At 45.2% G+C, this 19,381-nt stretch carries 21 protein-coding genes and 1 tRNA gene; 13 read left to right on the plus strand and 9 right to left on the minus strand.

Annotated features, from left to right (window positions below):
• Positions 1-296: 296 nt before the first annotated feature.
• Both ACRD7P_RS04700 and ACRD7P_RS04705 read right to left on the minus strand, forming a co-directional pair.
• Positions 297-1,490 carry a hypothetical protein gene (locus tag ACRD7P_RS04700; protein ID WP_430906351.1) on the minus strand — a complete coding sequence of 398 codons (1,194 nt, stop codon included), beginning with the start codon at positions 1,488-1,490 and terminating at the stop codon, positions 297-299.
• A 165-nt stretch (positions 1,491-1,655) separates the two neighbouring features.
• The gene (locus ACRD7P_RS04705; RefSeq protein WP_430906352.1) at positions 1,656-2,330 is read right to left on the minus strand and encodes an NUDIX hydrolase; all 675 of its coding nucleotides are present in this window, start codon (positions 2,328-2,330) and stop codon (positions 1,656-1,658) included.
• 148 nt (positions 2,331-2,478) lie between these two features.
• Here ACRD7P_RS04705 and ACRD7P_RS04710 point away from each other — a divergent pair, with 148 nt between their 5' ends.
• Genes ACRD7P_RS04710 through ACRD7P_RS04755 form a run of 10 tightly spaced genes read left to right on the plus strand, consistent with a single transcriptional unit; the run spans position 2,479 to position 13,165 of the window.
• Positions 2,479-3,297, plus strand: a complete 819-nt coding sequence (locus ACRD7P_RS04710; protein WP_430906353.1) for an SDR family oxidoreductase — start codon at positions 2,479-2,481, stop codon at positions 3,295-3,297.
• 19 nt (positions 3,298-3,316) lie between these two features.
• Positions 3,317-4,516, plus strand: a complete 1,200-nt coding sequence (uxuA, locus tag ACRD7P_RS04715) for a mannonate dehydratase (RefSeq protein WP_430906354.1) — start codon at positions 3,317-3,319, stop codon at positions 4,514-4,516.
• A complete protein-coding gene (uxaC, locus tag ACRD7P_RS04720; RefSeq protein ID WP_430906355.1) occupies positions 4,513-5,922 on the plus strand; it encodes a glucuronate isomerase in 1,410 nt (469 codons plus the stop codon). The genes uxuA and uxaC overlap by 4 nt, the downstream gene beginning before the upstream one ends.
• A 2-nt stretch (positions 5,923-5,924) precedes the next feature.
• Positions 5,925-6,965 carry a PfkB family carbohydrate kinase gene (locus ACRD7P_RS04725; RefSeq protein ID WP_430906356.1) on the plus strand — a complete coding sequence of 347 codons (1,041 nt, stop codon included), beginning with the start codon at positions 5,925-5,927 and terminating at the stop codon, positions 6,963-6,965.
• Positions 6,966-7,021: 56 nt separating this feature from the next.
• Positions 7,022-7,699 (plus strand): bifunctional 4-hydroxy-2-oxoglutarate aldolase/2-dehydro-3-deoxy-phosphogluconate aldolase, encoded by a 678-nt coding sequence (locus ACRD7P_RS04730; protein ID WP_430906357.1) that lies wholly within the window; start codon positions 7,022-7,024, stop codon positions 7,697-7,699.
• Positions 7,696-8,664, plus strand: coding sequence for a TRAP transporter substrate-binding protein (locus ACRD7P_RS04735; RefSeq protein ID WP_430906358.1), 969 nt, complete (start codon positions 7,696-7,698; stop codon positions 8,662-8,664). Before ACRD7P_RS04730 ends, ACRD7P_RS04735 begins: the two co-directional genes overlap by 4 nt.
• 3 nt (positions 8,665-8,667) lie before the next feature.
• Entirely contained in the window at positions 8,668-9,129 is a 462-nt protein-coding gene (locus ACRD7P_RS04740; RefSeq protein WP_430906359.1) for a TRAP transporter small permease, read from the plus strand.
• Position 9,130: 1 nt separating this feature from the next.
• Positions 9,131-10,426, plus strand: coding sequence for a TRAP transporter large permease (locus ACRD7P_RS04745; RefSeq protein ID WP_430906360.1), 1,296 nt, complete (start codon positions 9,131-9,133; stop codon positions 10,424-10,426).
• Between the two features lie 23 nt (positions 10,427-10,449).
• Positions 10,450-11,832, plus strand: a complete 1,383-nt coding sequence (locus tag ACRD7P_RS04750; protein WP_430906361.1) for a 3-keto-disaccharide hydrolase — start codon at positions 10,450-10,452, stop codon at positions 11,830-11,832.
• 4 nt (positions 11,833-11,836) lie between these two features.
• Positions 11,837-13,165, plus strand: a complete 1,329-nt coding sequence (locus ACRD7P_RS04755; RefSeq protein ID WP_430906363.1) for a Gfo/Idh/MocA family oxidoreductase — start codon at positions 11,837-11,839, stop codon at positions 13,163-13,165.
• 410 nt (positions 13,166-13,575) lie between these two features.
• Here ACRD7P_RS04755 and ACRD7P_RS04760 read toward each other — a convergent pair whose 3' ends face one another.
• The 5 genes from ACRD7P_RS04760 to ACRD7P_RS04780 all read right to left on the minus strand — a co-directional run bounded on the left by ACRD7P_RS04760 (position 13,576) and on the right by ACRD7P_RS04780 (position 16,319).
• Positions 13,576-14,439: a helix-turn-helix domain-containing protein gene (locus ACRD7P_RS04760; RefSeq protein ID WP_430906364.1), complete on the minus strand. Its 864-nt coding sequence runs from the start codon at positions 14,437-14,439 to the stop codon at positions 13,576-13,578.
• Positions 14,440-14,571: 132 nt separating this feature from the next.
• Positions 14,572-14,691, minus strand: a complete 120-nt coding sequence (locus ACRD7P_RS04765) for an SDR family NAD(P)-dependent oxidoreductase (protein WP_430906365.1) — start codon at positions 14,689-14,691, stop codon at positions 14,572-14,574.
• Between the two features lie 21 nt (positions 14,692-14,712).
• Positions 14,713-15,141 carry an SRPBCC family protein gene (locus ACRD7P_RS04770; protein WP_430906366.1) on the minus strand — a complete coding sequence of 143 codons (429 nt, stop codon included), beginning with the start codon at positions 15,139-15,141 and terminating at the stop codon, positions 14,713-14,715.
• A 155-nt stretch (positions 15,142-15,296) separates the two neighbouring features.
• Complete coding sequence (locus tag ACRD7P_RS04775) at positions 15,297-15,734, minus strand: DinB family protein (RefSeq protein ID WP_430906367.1); 438 nt, start codon at positions 15,732-15,734, stop codon at positions 15,297-15,299.
• Between the two features lie 3 nt (positions 15,735-15,737).
• Positions 15,738-16,319: a TetR/AcrR family transcriptional regulator gene (locus ACRD7P_RS04780; RefSeq protein ID WP_430906368.1), complete on the minus strand. Its 582-nt coding sequence runs from the start codon at positions 16,317-16,319 to the stop codon at positions 15,738-15,740.
• 186 nt (positions 16,320-16,505) lie between these two features.
• Here ACRD7P_RS04780 and ACRD7P_RS04785 point away from each other — a divergent pair, with 186 nt between their 5' ends.
• Both ACRD7P_RS04785 and ACRD7P_RS04790 read left to right on the plus strand, forming a co-directional pair.
• Complete coding sequence (locus ACRD7P_RS04785; protein ID WP_430906369.1) at positions 16,506-16,874, plus strand: hypothetical protein; 369 nt, start codon at positions 16,506-16,508, stop codon at positions 16,872-16,874.
• Positions 16,875-17,112: 238 nt separating this feature from the next.
• Entirely contained in the window at positions 17,113-17,691 is a 579-nt protein-coding gene (locus ACRD7P_RS04790; RefSeq protein ID WP_430906370.1) for a hypothetical protein, read from the plus strand.
• Positions 17,692-18,268: 577 nt separating this feature from the next.
• Here the strand turns inward: ACRD7P_RS04790 and ACRD7P_RS04795 are convergent.
• Positions 18,269-18,342: transfer RNA gene (locus tag ACRD7P_RS04795), tRNA-Arg, on the minus strand.
• A gap of 160 nt (positions 18,343-18,502) precedes the next feature.
• Here ACRD7P_RS04795 and ACRD7P_RS04800 point away from each other — a divergent pair.
• Positions 18,503-19,015 (plus strand): adenine phosphoribosyltransferase, encoded by a 513-nt coding sequence (locus tag ACRD7P_RS04800; protein WP_430906371.1) that lies wholly within the window; start codon positions 18,503-18,505, stop codon positions 19,013-19,015.
• Here the strand turns inward: ACRD7P_RS04800 and ACRD7P_RS04805 are convergent.
• Positions 19,012-19,164, minus strand: coding sequence for an SsrA-binding protein (locus ACRD7P_RS04805; protein WP_430906372.1), 153 nt, complete (start codon positions 19,162-19,164; stop codon positions 19,012-19,014). The two genes, ACRD7P_RS04800 and ACRD7P_RS04805, sit on opposite strands and share 4 nt — an antisense overlap.
• Positions 19,165-19,381: the final 217 nt, after the last annotated feature.

The following is a 19,381-nucleotide window of genomic DNA, read 5'->3' on the forward strand; positions in this document are numbered from 1 at the left end:
CCTTATACCATTTCTGTTGTTAAACTACGCAAATAAAAACCAGGAATTTTATTTTGAAGCATACACGGAAAAGATAAATTTTTAAAGGGTAATTTAACATCAAAAATGGTATTAACAGTGCCTTCCGGCAATACCGGACAGAGGCAAAACGCACTGTTATACCTGTCTGAAAAGCAAAGGAGGCGTTGGAGTGCTATCCCGGCAAGGAACTCTTGTCACTTAATGCACTCTTTTAAAAGAAGGATTTAGTTTGGTCATCTCCTTGGTAATGGTCCAATTTGCAAAGCTTGAAAGCATCAGTCCGTAATTTCCCGAAATTTTTCATGTTCCGGTATGGGCACCATCTTCATATCATTATGTTTCAGGTCGATTTCCCTTTTGAATCCCAAATGGGGGTCTCTTTCGTAATGGCCTTGGAGCATAGCACCGACCTTTCCGGTCTCCTTTTCGATATCCTGCGATGAGAACCCTCCGCCCAATTCGGGAAACCGGGTTTCGTCCGAAAAAGTAAAATAGTCGTCCTGTTCCGATATGGTAATGATTCCGGGTTGAAATCCTTTCGACATGTAGGTCGTATCGAATTTAAGGGCCTCTAAAACAAATTGAAGCTTTTCTGAATCCTCTTGGTTCAAGTTCGAATTTGTAGTGAAATCGTTGTCATAGTCTCGGGCGCCGGAAACAAAATTGTCGGGAAGTGTGACTTTAATGTCTTTATAGTAGCTATTTTCCGTGGTGCTAAAACGAAGATTAAATCCAAACTGTACTTCTATTTTGATGTGGTTCGCCATCACGCGCACAAAATGAAAATCCGTTACGGTTATAGGTTTCTTTTGGGCCTTGTTAATTTGCTGTAGCGCGAGCGCGATAATATTCGATCTCCCGGAGGCGATCAACCGGTCGACCGCCGTAGAATTATCGATTATTTCTTCAAAAACCTCCTGTTGGCCCAGAGGAGTCGGACTCTTGGTCCGGGCATAGGAGCCCTCTAGTTTGGATAGGGTTTCCCCTGTGCTCTTATCCATTACCATAATACGATACCCCCCTCCCTTTTCAGGGGTCTTCGTTTTTTCGCGGATTTCATAAGTGGCCCCTTTTTCAAAAATACAGAGCTTTGCATCATAAAAATTTCGATAACGATTGTTCAACGGATCGATGTTTAAATGTTGTAGTACAAAACCGATAGGCGCCGCATCCGAAGCCTTAGGTCGATAGAGCCCCTTATTTTGGACGGTTCCATCCCCCTCAATTCCAAATTTGTGAACTTCATTGGCGGGTAGGGTAATTTCAATATCGCTATAAAAGCTTTCGTTTTCGGGTATATAAAGGATAGTGTTCGCAAACTGGACTTTGATGCTGTGGGTACTTTTCAATACGCGAACGGCATTAAAATCCGCTACCGTATACGCACTGTTTTCAACAACGTTCAAGCGCTCCAATGCTGTTGTAATAAGCTCCGTTCTATCAAGGGCTAAAAAATCATTCAATACCATAGTGTCCGTTTTTAATTGTCCAAAGAGCAAAGGAAAAGCGAATAAAAGCAATAAGGACGATTTTTTTGACCATTTCATGACATTAGCGATACAGGGTTTGACGTTCTGACAACGAAAAGAAGAACATTTTTATTTTTCGCCAAACATGGTTTGTCTCCGGAAAGCCTAACGTTTCTTTTTGTAACGGTACAACAAAGGTCCCCCTTTCACGCCAATTTTTTTCTCGTTAGTGTTTTCAAGCAAATCCATTTGTAGAATACGTTTTCGAAAGTTTCTTTTGTCCAAGCGCGTACCGAGAATGGTCTCATAAAGGTTCTGGAGTTCCGCGAGCGTGAATTTTTGGGGCAGCAGCTCCCCAACAACAAGCTTATCTTTCAAGTTGTCCTTCATGTGGGTATGGGCGTCCCTTAGCAATTGCCCATGGTCGAATCCCAAATTTTCCGGGATACGATCCATATCGAACCAGGCAATTTCTTCAACATCGCCTTTGAGGGCCAAGGGGTGGTTTTCCGGTTTTACCAAAGCATAAAAACAGATGGTGATCACCCGTTTTATCGGGTGGCGCAATAGGGCGCTATAGGCCCGTACCTGTTCAAAATGGATATCCTTGAATCCCGTTAGGGCGAACAGTACTTTTTCGGCACAGTCTTCCAAGGTTTCTTTATCTTCCATTGCCCCACCAGGTAAAAGCCATCGGTTTTTAAAGTCGCCAACGGTTCTTTTGGTAAGCAATATTTTAAAACTGCCCTCTACGTATCCAAATACGGCAATGTCCGTTGTTACGGAGCATTCGAAGGAGTCGGACTTTACTTGAATATGTTGTAACTGCTCTTTTTCCACAAAATCGGTAACAAAGTTTATACGGTTTTATTTTTCTATTCTTCTAAAAAAACATATTTTCGATAAATGTGTGTAAAAAGTACACAGATTAAACGAAAGCGCCAAAAGTATTTCTTTTGACCGTAAAAGTATCCAAACACAATTGAAAATGAATCCCAACATATTTGATATTTCCGGTAATGTTATCGTCATTACCGGTGGGGTAGGAGTTCTCGGGAGCAATATGGCCAAATATCTTTTATCGGCGGGGGCCAAAGTGGCCTTGATCGATTTAAATCAAGAGGCCATCGACCTTAAGGTAAACTCGTTAAAAATGATAAGCGAACAGGTGGTCGGGTATGCGGGCAGCGTGCTTTCGAAGCCCGATCTGGAAAACATAAAAGAGGCTTTGCTAAACAAATGGGGTAGGATAGATGCGTTGATCAATGCTGCCGGGGGGAACATGCCGGGAGCCACCATCGGGGAAGATCAAACGATCTTTGACCTGGAAATGGATGATTTTAGAAAAGTGTCGCAACTCAATTTGGACGGATCGGTAATGCCATCCCTTGTTTTTGGGAAAGCAATGGCGGATGCCGGAGCGGGTTGTATCGTAAACATTTCTTCCATGACGGCCACGCAGGCGGTTACTAGGGTAGTCGGGTATTCGACCTCCAAAGCGGCAATCGATATTTTTACCCGTTGGCTGGCCACCGAGCTGGCTACCAAGTTTGGGGATAAGGTTCGGGTAAATGCCATAGCGCCCGGATTTTTTATCGGCAATCAAAACCGACGTTTGTTGACCAATGAGGACGGTAGTTATACCGCTCGCGGAAACACTATCGTTGCCAATACGCCGATGAAACGTTTTGGTGAAGCGGACGAACTCAACGGTACCATACACTGGCTTTTGAGCGGTGCCGCCAGTTTTGTTACCGGGGCCATTATCCCTATAGATGGTGGTTTCAGTGCCTTTAGCGGTGTTTAACAACGGAATAGCTTAAAAAATGATAGAAACTTGGAGATGGTACGGTCCCGACGACCCGGTAAGTTTGTCCGATATCAAACAGGCGGGCGCCACGGGAATCGTTACGGCCTTGCACCACATCGCCAATGGAGCGGTTTGGCCCGTAGAGGAAATTGAGAAACGCAAACAGCAGATCGCAGATGCCGGCTTGGTGTGGTCCGTGGTAGAGTCGCTTCCCATACACGAACAGATCAAAACCCGTTCGGGAGCGGTCGAACGCCATATCGACAACTACAAACAAAGTTTGGTAAACCTGGCCCGTTGTGGTATTCATGTGGTCTGTTACAATTTTATGCCGGTTTTGGATTGGACCCGGACCCGATTGGATCTGGAACTGGCCGATGGGTCAAAAGCGCTGGAATTCAACAGCGATGCCTTGCGGGCCTTTGATCTTTTTGTTTTAAAACGACCGGGTGCCCAAGATGCCTATTCCGATGCAGAGGTGATGAAGGCGAAAACCTATTTTGAAACCATGTCCGAAAAGGAAACATGGCAACTGGTGAAAACTATTATTGCGGGATTGCCGGGTTCGGAAGAAAGCTATCCGGTTCCCGAAAAAGGCTATGATCTTGCCCGTTTCCAAGAAATTTTGGATACCTATAAAGGAATCGATGAAAACAAAATGCGGGACAATTTGGTCCACTTCCTGAACGCGATTATGCCCGTCGCCGAGGCAGAAGGAGTGCGAATGTGCATTCATCCCGATGATCCGCCATTTTCGATTTTGGGACTGCCCAGAATCATGTGTAACAGTGACGATTACGCCCATATTTTTAAAGCGGTACCCGCCATTAATAATGGTATGACATTCTGCACGGGGTCACTGGGGGTTTTGGCGGATAACAATCTGCCCGAAATTTTCCGACGTTTTGCCGATCGGGTGCATTTTCTGCATTTGCGGAACACGACCAGGGACGGACAGGGCAACTTTTATGAAGCGAATCATTTGGAAGGGGATGCCGACATGTTCGAAATCGTGAAACAGGTCGTATTGGAGCAGCAACGACGCACTTCCGAGGGTAGGAAAGATGATTGCATACCTATGCGGCCCGACCACGGGCATCAGATGCTGGACGATCTCAGGAAGCAAACGAATCCCGGGTATTCCGGTATCGGACGTTTGCGGGGACTTGCGGAGTTAAGGGGATTGAAAATGGGTATCGAAAAAGCCATGGTATGAAGCAATTTATGCATGACAACTTTCTATTGGAAAGCGCTTACGCCGAGGAGCTGTACCACAACTACGCGGCTACCGTACCCATTGTCGATTACCACAACCACCTTTCGCCAGGCCATATAGCGGCCGACCATAAGTTTCAAAACCTGACCCATGCTTGGTTGGTCGGGGACCATTACAAGTGGCGCGCCATGCGAACGTTCGGTGTCGATGAAGCCTATGTTACCGGCACGGCTTCCGATCGGGAAAAGTTTGCGAAATGGGCGGAAACCGTTCCGTTTACCTTACGGAACCCCTTGTACCATTGGACGCACCTGGAACTTAAACGGTACTTCGGTATCGATGCACTGCTAACCGGAGCGAACGCAATGGAAATTTATGACCGTACCGAAGAACGATTACAGGAACCTACCCATAGTGTACAAGGGCTTTTACGGCAAATGGAAGTGGAGGTCGTATGCACGACCGACGATCCCATCGATTCCTTGGAGTATCATCAACAAATGGCGAAAAGTGATGGCCCACTTCGTATGTTCCCGTCTTTTAGGCCCGATAAGGCGTTGGCTGCGGAAAATCATACCGAATACAAAAGCTATCTTGAAAAATTGGCCGCGTCGGCAGGGCAATCCATTACTTCTTTCGAGGAGCTGATCGGCGCACTTAAAAACAGAATCGCATTTTTTGACGCCAACGGATGTCGGTCGGCCGATCACGGTATGGAGCAAATGTACTACGTCACCGAAGGTACGTACGATATTGAAACGGTATTCCAACGGATTTCATCCGGAAAGGAGCTGAAATTGGAAGCGCTGCATTATTTCAAATACCATACGTTATTGCAGCTCTGTCGGGAGTATGCACGTTTGGGTTGGGTACAGCAATTTCACCTCGGACCGTTAAGGAACGTAAACCGAAGAAAATTTGATGCCCTCGGTCCCGATATGGGTTTCGATTCCATAGGAGACCTTCATCAAGCACATGCTTTGGGCAAGTTTTTGAACGCCTTGGATGTTACGGATCAGTTGGCAAAAACAATATTATATAATTTGAACCCCTCCCAGAACGAGGTTTTCGCCACCATGGCGGGAAACTTCAACGATGGAAGTATCCGTGGAAAGGTACAGTTCGGTTCGGGTTGGTGGCATATGGATCAATTGGATGGAATGGAACGGCAAATGAACGCCCTTTCCAATATGGGATTGCTCAGCTGTTTTGTAGGCATGTTGACTGATTCCCGCAGCTTCCTATCCTTTCCAAGACACGAGTATTTTAGAAGATTGTTGTGCAACATTTTTGGAAACGATATTCAAAAGGGGCATTTGCCCAAAGACATGGCACATATTGGCCAGGTGGTTCAGGATATTTGTTACCATAATGCCAACACCTATTTCAATTTCAAGAAAAAATAAGAATGAAAAAAGTAGTCACTTTTGGAGAAATAATGCTACGGTTATCACCTCCCGGATTTTTAAGATTTTCGCAGGCAAACTCCTTTGATGTGGTATATGGTGGCGGAGAATCGAACGTTGCGGTTTCGTTGGCAAACTATGGGGTTCCGGTAAGTTTTGTTACCAGGTTGCCCGACAATGATATGGGGCAATGTGCACTCATGGAAATGCGCAAACGCGGCGTACGTACCGAAAACATCGTTTTTGGGGGCGACCGCTTGGGTATTTACTTTTTGGAGACCGGGGCGGTAAGTAGGGGGAGTAAGGTGGTGTACGATCGCGCCCATTCCGCTATGGCTGAAATTAAGGCTGGAATGATCGATTGGAAAACGGTTTTTAAGGAGGTGGAATGGTTTCATTGGACCGGTATTACCCCGGCGATATCCCAAGGTGCTGCCGATGCATGTTTGGAAGCGGTGCAGGTGGCAAGTGAAATGGGAATTACCATTTCAACCGATTTAAATTACAGGGCAAAACTATGGAAGTACGGTGGCGATCGTGAGGCCATTATGACAGCGCTGACGTCCTATTGCGATATTATTTTGGGAAATGAGGAAGATGCCGAAAAACACTTTGGAATCAAACCGGAGGGGTTGGATATTACGATGCAAGGAGACCATGTGAAGGCAGAAGCCTTTTTATCGGTATGCCAACAGATGCTAGAACGTTTTCCGAGGGCAAAAAAGGTGATCACTACTTTACGGGGATCCATTTCCGCATCGCACAACACTTGGGCAGGAGTATTGTATGATGGTACTACACTATACAAATCACCGGAATATCAAATTACGGATATCGTCGATCGCGTAGGCGGGGGCGACTCCTTTATGGGAGGATTGATCTATGGGCTGTTGACCTATCCCGACGATGATCAAAACGCCTTGAATTTTGCTGTTGCGGCCTCCTGTTTGAAACATACCATAAAGGGCGATGCGAACTTGGTCACCGTTGCCGAGGTAGAAAAATTAATGGGTGGGGATGCCTCGGGCAGGGTCGCCAGATAAAAAATGTAAAAAATGACCGAAAGCGAAACCGATATCCGCTTTCACAACTAAAATATATGGCAAAATATTCCAGATTAGAAGTGGTAGGGGTCATGCAGGACACCGGTATGGTTCCCTTGTTTTATCATAGCGATATCGCTGTGGGCAAAAAGGTGCTACGGGCATGTTATGATGGTGGTGCGCGTTTGTTGGAGTTCACGGCTAGGGGCGATTTCGCCGCCGATGTTTTTGGGGAACTCAACAAATACGCCCTTAAGGAATTACCGGGGATGATCATGGGTGTGGGGTCCATTACCGATGCGGCCGCCGCCTCCTTATTCCTGCAGTTGGGGGCCAATTTTGTGGTTACGCCCTCCCTTCGGAAGGATATTGCCATCGTTTGCAACAGAAGAAAGGTACTGTGGTCTCCCGGCTGTGGTTCCTTGACCGAAATCAACAATGCCGAAGAATTGGGCTGCGAAATCGTCAAACTTTTCCCGGGAGCCATTTATGGCCCCGATTTCGTAAAGGCCATCAAGGGGCCACAGCCCTGGACGAGCGTTATGCCCACCGGTGGGGTAAGTACCGAGGCGGAAAACCTAAAAGGATGGTTCGAAGCCGGCGTCACCTGCGTAGGTATGGGCTCAAAACTGATTTCCAAAACCCTTTTGGAGGATGAACGGTTCGATACGTTGCAGCACAATGTGGCCGCAGTACTTCAAACCATACAAAACTTAAAAAAACAACTCGGATGAACCGTATCGTTCAAATGTTTGCTTTGGTATTCGTTCTGGCATCCTGTGCCAATGTTTCCGATGTAAAAACGATTCGTTTGGCGCACGGATTGGATGTCAATCATCCCGTACATAGGGCCATGTTCGCAATTGGGGAAGATCTTGTTGAACGATCGAACGGCAGTTTGAAACTTGAAATTTATCCCAGTCAACAATTGGGGACCGAACGGGAGGTTTTGGAACTCTTGCAGATCGGAAGTTTGGACATGACCAAAGTTTCCGTGGCCACACTTGAAAATTTTGCGCCAAAAGCAAAGGCATTGGGACTTCCTTATTTGTTTCGAGATCGGGAGCACGCTTTTTCCGTTTTGGACGGGCCTATCGGACAGGAAGTGCTGGACGACGGAAAAAAGTATTGGCTGAAAGGGTTGTGTTTTTATGATGCGGGAAGCCGTAGTTTTTATACGAAGGACAAACCGGTAATGGCGCCCGCGGACCTTAATGGGAAAAAGATTCGGGTGATGGAAAGCAATACGGCCATGGATATGGTGTCCAATCTGGGAGGTTCGCCCACCCCTATCTCATGGGGGGAACTGTATACCGCGCTACAGCAAGGCGTGGTCGACGGTGCCGAAAACAATCCGCCCAGCTTTTATTTGTCCCGGCATTATGAGGTCTGTAAGTACTATGCCCTTAACGAACATACCTATTCCCCCGACGTATTGGTCGCCAGTACCCACTTTTGGGATGCGCTTACCGAAAAGGAACAGCAATGGATGCAGGAATCGGTGAAAAAATCGGTAGCGCACCAACGTTCCCTTTGGGCCGAGGCCGAGGCCGAGGCATTGGAAGCGGTAAAAAAAGCGGGCGTACAGGTGGTACGGCCGGGCAAAGAACAATTTTCGGCAAAAGTGGCGCCCATGTACGAGGCCATTAAATCCGATCCGGAGCTATATGCCCTAATTCAAAAAATAAAAGCGGAGTAACCGATGAAAGCCAGAAAAATAGTCGATCGTATTCTTGCCAATGTGCTTATCACCATTATGGGCATAATGGTATTGAACGTGCTTTGGCAAGTGTTTAGCAGATATGTTTTGAACAGTCCGAGCTCCTTTACCGACGAACTTGCCCGTTATTTAATGATTTGGGTGGGTGTACTGGGTGCGGCCTACGTTTCCGGTAAAAACGGGCATGTGGCCATCACCGTACTACCGGACCGTGCTTCCGAAAAGACCCAAAAAAAATTGCGGCAGATAGTACAGGGCGTAGTCCTGCTGTTCTGTTTTTTTGGATTGGTCGTCGGCGGTTCCAAATTGGTATACATCACCTATTTGCTCGAGCAATATTCACCGGCCCTTCGTTTGCCCTTGGCATTAGTGTATCTGGTGATACCGTTGAGTGGGCTAGTGATCATCTATTATAAAATTTCGGACATCCTAAAAAAGACGTAAAATGGAATACCTTCCGATATTGGTGCTTATTTTAAGTTTCGTCAGTCTTTTGGCCATCGGTACCCCGGTAGCCTGGAGCATTGCGATTTCGTCCTTGTTGACCATGTTGATCAGCATTCCGTCCGTAGCGGCCTTTACCACGGTATCGCAGCGCATGGCCACGGGCCTCGATAGCTTTGCGCTATTGGCGATACCCTTTTTTATCCTTTCCGGGGAATTGATGAACAAGGGCGGAATAGCCCACAGGTTGATCTCCTTTGCAAAAACCTTGGTGGGCGCGCTGCCCGGTGGTCTGGCTTTGATCAATGTAATTTCGGCAATGCTCATGGGGGCCATCGCCGGATCCGCAATGGCCTCCGCTTCCGCCATGGGAAGTATATTGGGCCCCGAAATGGAAAAGGACGGATACGATAAGGAGTTCGGGGCCGCAGTAAACATTACCTCGGCTACTACCGGGCTGATCATACCACCGAGCAACGTTCTGATCGTCTTTTCCCTTGCCAGCGGCGGCGCTTCTATCGCTGCACTGTTTTTGGCAGGGTATATTCCCGGGATATTGACGGGAATCTTCCTGATGATCGTGGCATCGATTTGGGCGAAGAAAAAAAAGTACCCCGTCGGTAAAAGAAGTTCCTTAAAATCGGTCTTTCGAACCTTTGTCGATGCGGTACCGAGCTTGTTTTTATTGGTATTGGTCATCGGGGGCATTGTAGCCGGTATTTTTACCGCTACGGAAGCATCTGCCATAGCAGTATTGTACAGCATGCTGCTTGGCTTTTTTTATAGGGAGATCTCATTGGAAAAGTTGCCGCAGATCCTTTTGGACGCTTCGGCGACCACGGCGATCGTAATGCTGTTGATCGGGGCATCGATGAGCATGTCATGGGTACTTTCGTTCGAACATATTCCCCAAGAGATCAGTTCCGGGCTCTTGGGGCTGACCGACAATAAGATTATGATCCTGTTATTGATCAATATCATTTTGTTGGTGGTGGGTATTTTTATGGACATTACACCGGCCGTATTGATTTTCACGCCCATCTTTCTGCCCGTGGTAACCAAATTGGGTCTGGATCCGGTGCATTTCGGTATCGTGATGATTCTAAATCTTTGTATCGGCTTATGTACGCCTCCGGTAGGTTCGGTCCTTTTTGTAGGGGTAGGTGTCGCGAAGACGACTATCGAAAAAGTAGTAAGGCCCTTGCTGCCACTTTTTCTGGCCATGATCGTTGCACTTTTTTTAGTAACGTATTTTCCACAGTTGAGTTTATGGTTGCCCTCGCTGTTCAATTTATAGGAATAAACAACAAATCAAGAAAAATGAAAAAACAAAAGCATTACGTCAAATTCGTGTCCCTTTTCGCCCTTCTTTTTGCTATGGGATGTACGGAAACCCCGAAAGATACCACTCCTTGGGTCGCGCTTTTTAACGGTAAGGATCTTGAAGGTTGGTCGCAAAAGGGAGGAACGGCCACCTACAGCATTCGAGATGGCGCTATCGTTGGTACCACGGTAGACAACACACCAAATTCGTTTATGACCTCGGATAAAATGTATGGGGACTTTATATTGGAATTGGAATATCTGGTCGATGCTACGATGAACTCGGGAATCCAGATCCGTAGCAACAGTTTTCCCTATTATCAAGATGGAAGGGTACATGGGTATCAGATAGAGATCGACCCCTCGGATCGGGCCTGGAGCGCGGGAATTTATGAAGAAGGCGCACGTGGATGGTTATATCCTTTGGAAAATAATACAGCGGCCCAAAAGGCCTTCAAACAGAACGAGTGGAACCACTACCGTATCGAAGCATTCGGCGACACTTTAAAAACTTGGATAAACGGAACGCCCGCGGCACATTTGATCGATGAACAAACCGCCAGGGGATTTATAGGGCTGCAGGTACACAGTATTTACGGCGATCAAAAAGCGGGAACCGAAATTCAATGGAAAAATATCAGGATCATAACGGATAGCGTAGCGAAGTACGTTAAAAAAACCTCGGTACCGCCACTGGTCACCAAAAACAAATTGACAAAAAAAGAACGTGAAGAAGGATGGGAAATGCTATGGGACGGAGCAACTTCCGATGGTTGGAGAGGTGCCCGTTTGGAGCGTTTTCCCGAAGAAGGTTGGGTAATCAGGGACGGGGTATTGTCCGTTTTGGCCACTGGTGGGGAAGAGTCTACCGCTGGGGGCGATATCGTTACCGTAAAGCGCTATGCCGGTTTTGAACTGAAAGTCGATTTTAAGTTGACCGAAACCGCAAACAGTGGTATCAAATATTACGTGGATACCGAGTTGAACAAAGGTCCAGGATCTTCCATTGGGTTGGAGTATCAAATTTTGGACGACGCCAGGCACCCCGATGCCAAGCTTGGAAGCCATGCCGGAAGCCGAACCTTGGCCTCGTTGTACGACCTTATAGAAGCCGATGCCGCAAAACCCGCAAAGCCGATCGGCGAATGGAACACCGCCCATATCGTATCCAAAGCAAACCATGTGGAGCATTGGCTCAATGGAGTAAAGGTATTGGAGTACGAACGAAAGAGCGATGCGTTCCGAAAACTGGTGGCCGAAAGCAAATACAAGGTATGGCCCAATTTTGGGGAGGGCGAAGACGGACAAATTTTATTGCAAGATCATGGAGATCTGGTACACTTTAAAAATATAAAGATCAAATCAATAGCTAAGGAATAGGAATATGGGAACGAGAAGAAGTTTTATCAAAAAAACGACGGCGGGAAGCGCTGCCGTAGCACTTGGGGGCGTGCTGATGCCATCCAAGGGTTATGCCCGTGTTTTGGGCGCTAATGACCAGGTCAATTGTGCCATAATAGGGGTGCGCAGCAGGGCAAAGGCACATGTTATCGCCATTAACAACGATGCGAACGCCAAAATTTTGTACAACTGTGACGTGGACGATGTGATCATAAAGGAGCACAACGAATGGTGCCAGAAAAATATTGGTTACGTTCCCAAAGTAGAAAAGGATTTTCGAAAAGTATTGGAGGATAAGGATGTTGATGCGGTGTTTATCGCCACTCCGGAACATTGGCACGCCCCAATGGCCATTATGGCCCTGCAAGCCGGAAAACATGTATATGTGGAGAAGCCCTGTAGCCATAACCCATACGAAAATGACCTATTGGTGGCCGCCCAAAAGAAGTATGGAAAAAAGGTGCAGATGGGCAACCAGCAACGATCGGCGAAAACATCTATTTTGGCCATGGAGGATATTAAAAAAGGCATTATTGGTGAAGTATACCGAGGGGAGGCCTTTTATTCGAACAATCGCGGCTCGATCGGGAAAGGAACGGCTATGGAAGTTCCCAAAACTTTGGATTGGGACCTTTGGCAAGGGCCTGCCCCAAAAGAGGACTACCGGGACAATATTCACCCATACAATTGGCATTGGTTCCGTACGTGGGGTACCGGCGAAATACATAACAACGGAACGCATGAAATTGATATTTGTAGATGGGCCTTGGGTGTGAACCTTCCAAAAACGGTTACCTCTTTTGGGGGCAAATACACCTACGATGATGACTGGCAATTTGTGGACAACCAACAGGTAACCTATCAGTTCGAGGGCAATAAATTCATTACTTGGAACGGGCACAGCCGGGGGGTAATGAAACCAAAACGCGATGGCAGGGGAGTAACGATATACGGATCCAAAGGGTCTATCGAGTTGAGTAGGAACGCCTATAAATTGTATGACCTTGGAGGAAATCCCCTTAAATTCGAATTTGAGGCATCACAGAGCGCAACGACCAATACGCAGGGTATCGGAGCTCTGGATGTTGATCATGTCGGTAACTTTTTTGAGGCCATCCGTAAGGACAGATCGTTAAATTCCGATATTAAGGATGCCAGTATTTCTACCATGCTATGCCATTTGGGAAATATGGCACAGGACGCCGGCCATATGTTGCAGATCGATGCCGCTACAGGTAAGGTGACCAATAACGATAAGGTCATGCAGCATTGGAAACGGGAATATGCCAAAGGCTGGGAGCCTAAGCTGTAAAAGTAGGTGTCCGTCTATCTGGAGATTTACCTCGACCGTGGTTATGCTAAGACCTTTTTTGGGAAGAATCTAATTCACTGATTTGAGTTCGGTACATGTGATTTTGTCGCCCTTTTTTAAATAGCGTTCCAGGTCCTTTATGAAGTTTTGGTTCCTGTTGTCTATTGGGTTTGATAATGATTGGATTTAGAATTTCCAATGATACCTTTTGTTCCGGAAGTTGTAGACGTAGATCGGGAGGTCTTTACGCTCCGGTATTCCAAATGTAAATATTTCCAAAATCGTCAAGAACGGTCCAAGTATCGTTTTGGGAACGGGGAATGGTACTGGGGAAATAGTCGTAGGAGTGACATTTATTTAAAACGACTATTGGAAATAGCGTGTTTAAAGGGTAATGTTTACGGTAGGTTTCAGTTGTTTTGCAGGAGTTCGGAACCGCGTTTTTCCCGATAGTCCGAAGGGGTAAAACCGTAATGTTTTGAAAAAAGTTTGGTAAAGTTGCTGAGGTCGCCAAAGCCGCAATCATAGCAAATGTCGGTTACCCTTTCTTCGGAAGTCTTTAAAAGCCTGGCAGCACGGTCTAATTTTTTCTTGGTAATATATTGTCCAGGGGTAGTATGATAGACTTCTTTAAACTTTCTTTTAAAGGTAGAAACGCTAATGTTCAATAAGGTGGCAAATTCATCTAACGAAAGGTTGTGGAACAAATGGGCCGCTACTACCTTTTTAAAGGCTGCCCTATGAGGGTTGAACATATCGCTTAAAATTGCCCGAACACCGCCACCGTCAAGTTGGTATAAAAGGCCTATGAGTTCCCTTAGTTTAAGTTTGATGCTATCTTCAGTGAACAGACTAGGGTTGTCAAAATACACCATAAGGCTATCGATATAGCTTTTGAGGATGGCATTCGCCCGAATTTTATGAAAAACGATATTGTTTTTGTTGCGAGGGGCCGATAGGTATTCTGGAATCGTAGGGTCGAAAACAGCTTTTAACACATCCGGAAAGAAATGTATGGCAATGACCTCGTACGGGACCGTCGTCTCCGTAACTTTCCAATTGCTAACAAAATTTCCACATTTCATCAATACACTCTGTTCGTTACCGATAGTTATGGAGCGGTCGCTTCCATAAATAATGCTGTTTCCGTTTAAGGCGTACATAAGACAGGCTTCGCTTTCCATTATTTCAGATCCTTTTAAGGGCGGGGTAAATTGTATGCGCCTGAAAACGGTCTTGTTTAAAAGGTCTACTTTTTGAAAATTTAAAATCATAACCGGTTTTTTGTGCCACGTCGCGCTAAGAAGGGGCAACGGTCCGTTTTATTGTAATACACTTTGCTTTCAATTTTAACCAGGTCGGGAAGTACGGTAATAAAATCACCGGATACCCTATAAATGAGTGGCCTAAAGCTTCTTACTTTTTCCGGAAACCAGAACTATTGCACCTTCTTCGATAAATCTGAGCGCGGTCGCATGGCCAATACCACCGTTAGCACCCATAACGATGATAACGTTATCGTTCAAACGTCCCCATGTCGTTAGCTGTTAAATGAGGGCCGTGGCGAGCTGTTCAAGATTAGAGGTGCTTTCGGAATAGATATGCTCGATCTGTCCTTTTAGTTGGTTAAAAACCTCCTCCGATGCAACGTTCATCTCAACGGACCAAAATAGTGCTGTGTCCGCTCCCTTTTCTTCAAGTCGGATATAGCCTACGATGTCCTCGGCAGGAAAGGATGCTTGTTTGTGTACTTGATAGACAAATGTTTTTTCTATATCGGACACCAAAAACAACTCTTCCATAACGTCTTTTCCACCGTCGGGAGTAGGGATCTCACATGTTCTTTTGTTACCATTGACCTGTGAACCGGAAAGTATCGGTAGCCATTGTTCCCATTGGGCACCGGTTTTAATGAAGTCCCAAACGGTGGTGATAGGAGCTTTAATGTGATGCTGGGTCTGTATTCCTCTTTTCATTTTTTATTGTTTTTAATTGTTATGAATTTCAATACCACAAATTTGCAAGGTACGGGGGGAGATCATTTGGTATATCGGATCAAGGATTTGGTAATTTGGTTCAATGTGTTTTTAATTGTGAAGATCGATCTGTCCAAAACAGATACAAAACGGAATTACCAACCCACATAGGAGGGTGGTTTTATATCATTCAACCTCAAATACACCACTAGTTGTCCACGATGATGCGCCAAATGATTGTCCATAACATTGGCGATTTGATAACGAGCGGTTTTTCCGTACCAAACAGGTACCGTTTCATGAAGTTGTACATCATTCATGGCCGCTAAGTGTTCCAAAAAAGTATCGAAAAATGTTTCAAGTGCCGAATTGATCTGGTCTTTGGAGGTCATTTTTTCTTTTTCAAACTCGTAATCCGTTACAAAACGACTATGGGTCCTCAGCCAACTGGTAATATGGGCCAATTGGGATTTATAGGTTTTCATGCCGATTACGGGCTTTAGATCATAGTTTTGCTCGGGCATTGCCTCCACAAATTTTAGGGTGTATCGCTTGTTTCCCTTCCATTTTTTGATAAGTGCTTCTTTTGTCATAGGTTATGGTTCCAACATTAGGTTTAATTGTTCTTGAAATGCCGCTAGGGGTTCGTGGCGCATACCGGATTTCATCAATACCAAAGCACCGTTATACATAGCCAAAATGGCAAGGGTGAGCGTCCGAGAGTCCTGTTTTTTTGAAATGCCCCCTTCTTTTTGTCCGGCTCGGACGCATGGTTCAAAAACCGCAACGAAATCCTCGAAATTACGATGACAGGCTTCGGTAAAGGATGGGTTGACTTGGCCCAGTTCTTGGGACATTCCTACAAGTAGGCAGCCCCATTTGTAATTTTCGGTCTTGTACCCCTGTACGAAAATATCGAACAAATGAACCAAGCGTTGCTTCGGATTTAGTGCTTTATCGGTCAGCACCGTTTTCATATAATCGGTAGACCAAATCCCATAAAAGTCCAAGACCTGAACACCAAAATCATCCTTGTCCTTAAAAAAATTGTAAAAGGAGCCACGGGAAATACCCGCTTCGTGAATAATCTCATTGGTTCCCGTTTTGTGATATCCATTTAAGCGAAAAAGGGCCATTCCCTTTCGCAAGATGTCTTCCTTATTGTGTTTTCTGTTCATGATAATTAAATAGACCAATCTGTTTGTTTCAAATATGGGTCATTTTTTTTTGACTGACAAGCGCTTTGACAACAATTTTTGTTTTGAGTCTATTGATCAGAAGTTGTTTGGGGGCTCCTGGAAAATGCTAAATCGTTTTTAGGTAATAGGTGAGGTGTTTCCAACATTACCTTTTATTTTTGGAGTATGATTCCCCACGATTTTGTTTTAGATTTATTGTACCCCCTGCCCGCATATACCAAGCGGCTGTTCGGGACCTCCGCCATTTATATTGGGGACAAGGTAGTCTTGGCCACGCGACAAAAAGAAGAAATTCCGCAGGATAACGGAATATGGGTCTGTACAAAGGTAGCACATCACCAAGTCCTAAAGGAGCTGTTCCCATCTTTGAGAAACCTGAAAACCTTTAAAATAAAATCATGGCTCGTACTTCCGGAAAGCGCGGACGATTTTGAAGAAACGGCTGAAAAAGTTGTGACTTTGATCAAACATAACAGTAATTTGATTGGGAGCATACCCGCAAAACGAAAACCTAAAAAAGGAAAAGGCAAATGATGTTCGATACCCCTTAAAATTCCATTTAAATTTAAAAACGATGCTACTTTTGGTGGCGAAAGTGAGCGTTTTTTTGGTTTCGCCATTCGGCCATCTACGGAAATGATCCCGACCGATACCGGAGTTGGTTCCATAAAAACACACTGCGGATATCGTCAAAATCGATGTCCGTCCGAGTTGAACAACGGGCGTATATCTCATGGTAAACATCATGATGTACCCTTAATACAAAAAGCGATTGAAAGCAAAGGAAACATATCTTATGGGAAAGTCGGTTTTTACCGTTTCCCTAGTAGTCATCGGAATCACGGTTTTGATCGTTTACTTAACCGGACAAAATGATCAGCGCACGCTAACTTCCAATATATACTTATCCTTGTCGATTATAGGAACCGCACTCTTTTTGTTTATGACATATGGGCTGTATAAAGGGATGGACTTAAGAGACGACTTTCCAAAATTCCAAAATTTAAAGAGCGGAAGCCTTATGCAAGATGTAACACCGGATTTTGATGCTCCTTCCTTTAACGTTGAAGATGGAATTGGTGGAATCATACTCTCCGTATTGCTTTGGATCGGAATGACTATTCTGATCATTGTTTTGCTCGTATTTCTCGAAGCGGTGTTTTGGTTTTCGCTTTTTATTATTCTGACCACCTTGTATTGGTTGTTTTTTAGAGCGTTAAAACTGGTGTTTTCCAAGTCTATTATTACAAAAGGGAATCTGGGAGTTGCAGCGGTTTATGCTTTGGGATACACGGCTTTATATTTAGGTTGGATATTTGGCGTAGTGTATGTGACGGAAATACTTCGTTAATGAGGCCAGTGGACTATGGCGGTAAAAGGGTAGCTAACAAAAATTGATTTTTTGGCGTTTTTTTGATGACCGAAATCACCTAGTACATGCTTGTTCCAACAAACCCATTATATTGCTGTTTTTTTCAAATAGCCCATATACTTTCCGTTTAACGAATAGCCCCGATAGTGGTCCGTAACTTCTTTGGGTAAACTCGAGGCCAAAAAGTATGGAACGGTCGACCTACTTGGTACAGATATCTGGTATGCAAAAATCTCCCACCCTGGCTCCGGTTTGATACATGGGGTTTAAAAACTTTGGCGGAGGGCCGTGTTCGGTCTTTGACATTTATTGGGATGGAAGAACAGGGTAGAAACTTCCATTGCCATTAATCGGATCATGAGCGGTATTATCGGAGGTCTCCATTGAAGGCCTAGCGTTTTCCAAATTCCGCCAAAGAAGTGTGCCATAAGTAGCGCGATACCTCTTGGCATCGTACATCGACATGTCCTAATAAAATTTCATCGTGCATTAGTGGGCAAAACAGCAATAAAAAAACGCAAATAGCTGTTTTTCAGCGTATTTGCGTTTGAAAAGGTGACCCTGACAAGATTCGAACTTGTAACCTTCTGATTCGTAGTCAGATGCGCTATCCAGTTGCGCCACAGGGCCAAAAAAAGAAGGTGTAACATTGCTATTCACCTCTTGATGCGAAACGGAATACATTCTTTTGGCACGCTTCACTAGCGCTGGGAATGCTTTTGTTTCCATTTAGCGGGCTGCAAATATATTTCTTTTTACTTTTAGGGCAAAATAACTGCCGATAAAAGAAATGAATTTCAACCATTACATCCGCGATGTCGAAAACTTCCCTTCCGAAGGGATTACCTTTAAGGATATTACCCCTTTACTTCAGCATGAAAAGGCTTTTAAAGCTTCGGCGATGGCATTGCTAAATTTAGTTCCGAAGACACCAATCGACAAAGTGATCGGTATGGAAAGCAGGGGTTTCTTTTACGGCCCTTTGTTGGCAATGGAATTGAACGCGGGATTTGTTCCCGTGCGCAAGGCCGGGAAGTTACCTTTCGAAAAGGTTTCTCAAACATACGACTTGGAATATGGCACCGACACCCTAGAAATTCACAAGGATAGTATTATCGAAGGAGAGCGTATTTTGATCCACGACGATGTGTTGGCGACCGGTGGTACGGCCGAGGCGGTCTGTGCATTGGTGGAGAAGCTGGGTGGCACAATAGTACAGTGCAACTTTTTGATCGAACTGGAATTTTTGAAAGGGAAGGAAAAATTAAAGGGTCACGAGGTACGCTCGTTGATACAATACTAGGATAGGGCCCTTGTGGTCACATAATACCGCCAGCCGATAATGGCAAGCTGTATTTTAGAGGCTTTGGAGAGGTCCAAACGTTTTTTTGTGTAAGAAGGCAACAACACACTGTTGACCTTGGCCAAAAATCGAAAAAACGCTAGTTTCATGTGGTGGTTTTTACAAATATAGGTACTTCTGAAAACAATAATAAGACCGCCTGCAGACGGTCGGGTTTTAATATAGGCCTATATGGGTTTGCTTTAGTACAGTGTCATGAACAATGAAAGCAACAGTAACATTAAAATCTTGGCGAGTGCAATCATATGAAATAAGGTTTTTAGGTTAGCCCTAAGAAGCTTTTTTAGGAGCGCTTATGGGTTGAGT

The organism is Maribacter sp. 2-571 (assembly GCF_050589625.1).
Lineage (GTDB): Bacteria > Bacteroidota > Bacteroidia > Flavobacteriales > Flavobacteriaceae > Pelagihabitans.

Excerpts from the sequence above, each read along its gene's own strand:
- ACRD7P_RS04700 (WP_430906351.1), bottom strand. The coding sequence starts at position 1,490 with ATGGTATTGAATGATTTTTTAGCCCTTGATAGAACGGAGCTTATTACA.
- ACRD7P_RS04710 (WP_430906353.1), top strand. The coding sequence starts at position 2,479 with ATGAATCCCAACATATTTGATATTTCCGGTAATGTTATCGTCATTACC.
- uxuA (WP_430906354.1), top strand. The coding sequence starts at position 3,317 with ATGATAGAAACTTGGAGATGGTACGGTCCCGACGACCCGGTAAGTTTG.
- uxaC (WP_430906355.1), top strand. The coding sequence starts at position 4,513 with ATGAAGCAATTTATGCATGACAACTTTCTATTGGAAAGCGCTTACGCC.
- ACRD7P_RS04725 (WP_430906356.1), top strand. The coding sequence starts at position 5,925 with ATGAAAAAAGTAGTCACTTTTGGAGAAATAATGCTACGGTTATCACCT.
- ACRD7P_RS04730 (WP_430906357.1), top strand. The coding sequence starts at position 7,022 with ATGGCAAAATATTCCAGATTAGAAGTGGTAGGGGTCATGCAGGACACC.
- ACRD7P_RS04735 (WP_430906358.1), top strand. The coding sequence starts at position 7,696 with ATGAACCGTATCGTTCAAATGTTTGCTTTGGTATTCGTTCTGGCATCC.
- ACRD7P_RS04740 (WP_430906359.1), top strand. The coding sequence starts at position 8,668 with ATGAAAGCCAGAAAAATAGTCGATCGTATTCTTGCCAATGTGCTTATC.
- ACRD7P_RS04745 (WP_430906360.1), top strand. The coding sequence starts at position 9,131 with ATGGAATACCTTCCGATATTGGTGCTTATTTTAAGTTTCGTCAGTCTT.
- ACRD7P_RS04750 (WP_430906361.1), top strand. The coding sequence starts at position 10,450 with ATGAAAAAACAAAAGCATTACGTCAAATTCGTGTCCCTTTTCGCCCTT.
- ACRD7P_RS04755 (WP_430906363.1), top strand. The coding sequence starts at position 11,837 with ATGGGAACGAGAAGAAGTTTTATCAAAAAAACGACGGCGGGAAGCGCT.
- ACRD7P_RS04760 (WP_430906364.1), bottom strand. The coding sequence starts at position 14,439 with ATGATTTTAAATTTTCAAAAAGTAGACCTTTTAAACAAGACCGTTTTC.
- ACRD7P_RS04770 (WP_430906366.1), bottom strand. The coding sequence starts at position 15,141 with ATGAAAAGAGGAATACAGACCCAGCATCACATTAAAGCTCCTATCACC.
- ACRD7P_RS04775 (WP_430906367.1), bottom strand. The coding sequence starts at position 15,734 with ATGACAAAAGAAGCACTTATCAAAAAATGGAAGGGAAACAAGCGATAC.
- ACRD7P_RS04780 (WP_430906368.1), bottom strand. The coding sequence starts at position 16,319 with ATGAACAGAAAACACAATAAGGAAGACATCTTGCGAAAGGGAATGGCC.
- ACRD7P_RS04785 (WP_430906369.1), top strand. The coding sequence starts at position 16,506 with ATGATTCCCCACGATTTTGTTTTAGATTTATTGTACCCCCTGCCCGCA.
- ACRD7P_RS04800 (WP_430906371.1), top strand. The coding sequence starts at position 18,503 with ATGAATTTCAACCATTACATCCGCGATGTCGAAAACTTCCCTTCCGAA.
- ACRD7P_RS04805 (WP_430906372.1), bottom strand. The coding sequence starts at position 19,164 with ATGAAACTAGCGTTTTTTCGATTTTTGGCCAAGGTCAACAGTGTGTTG.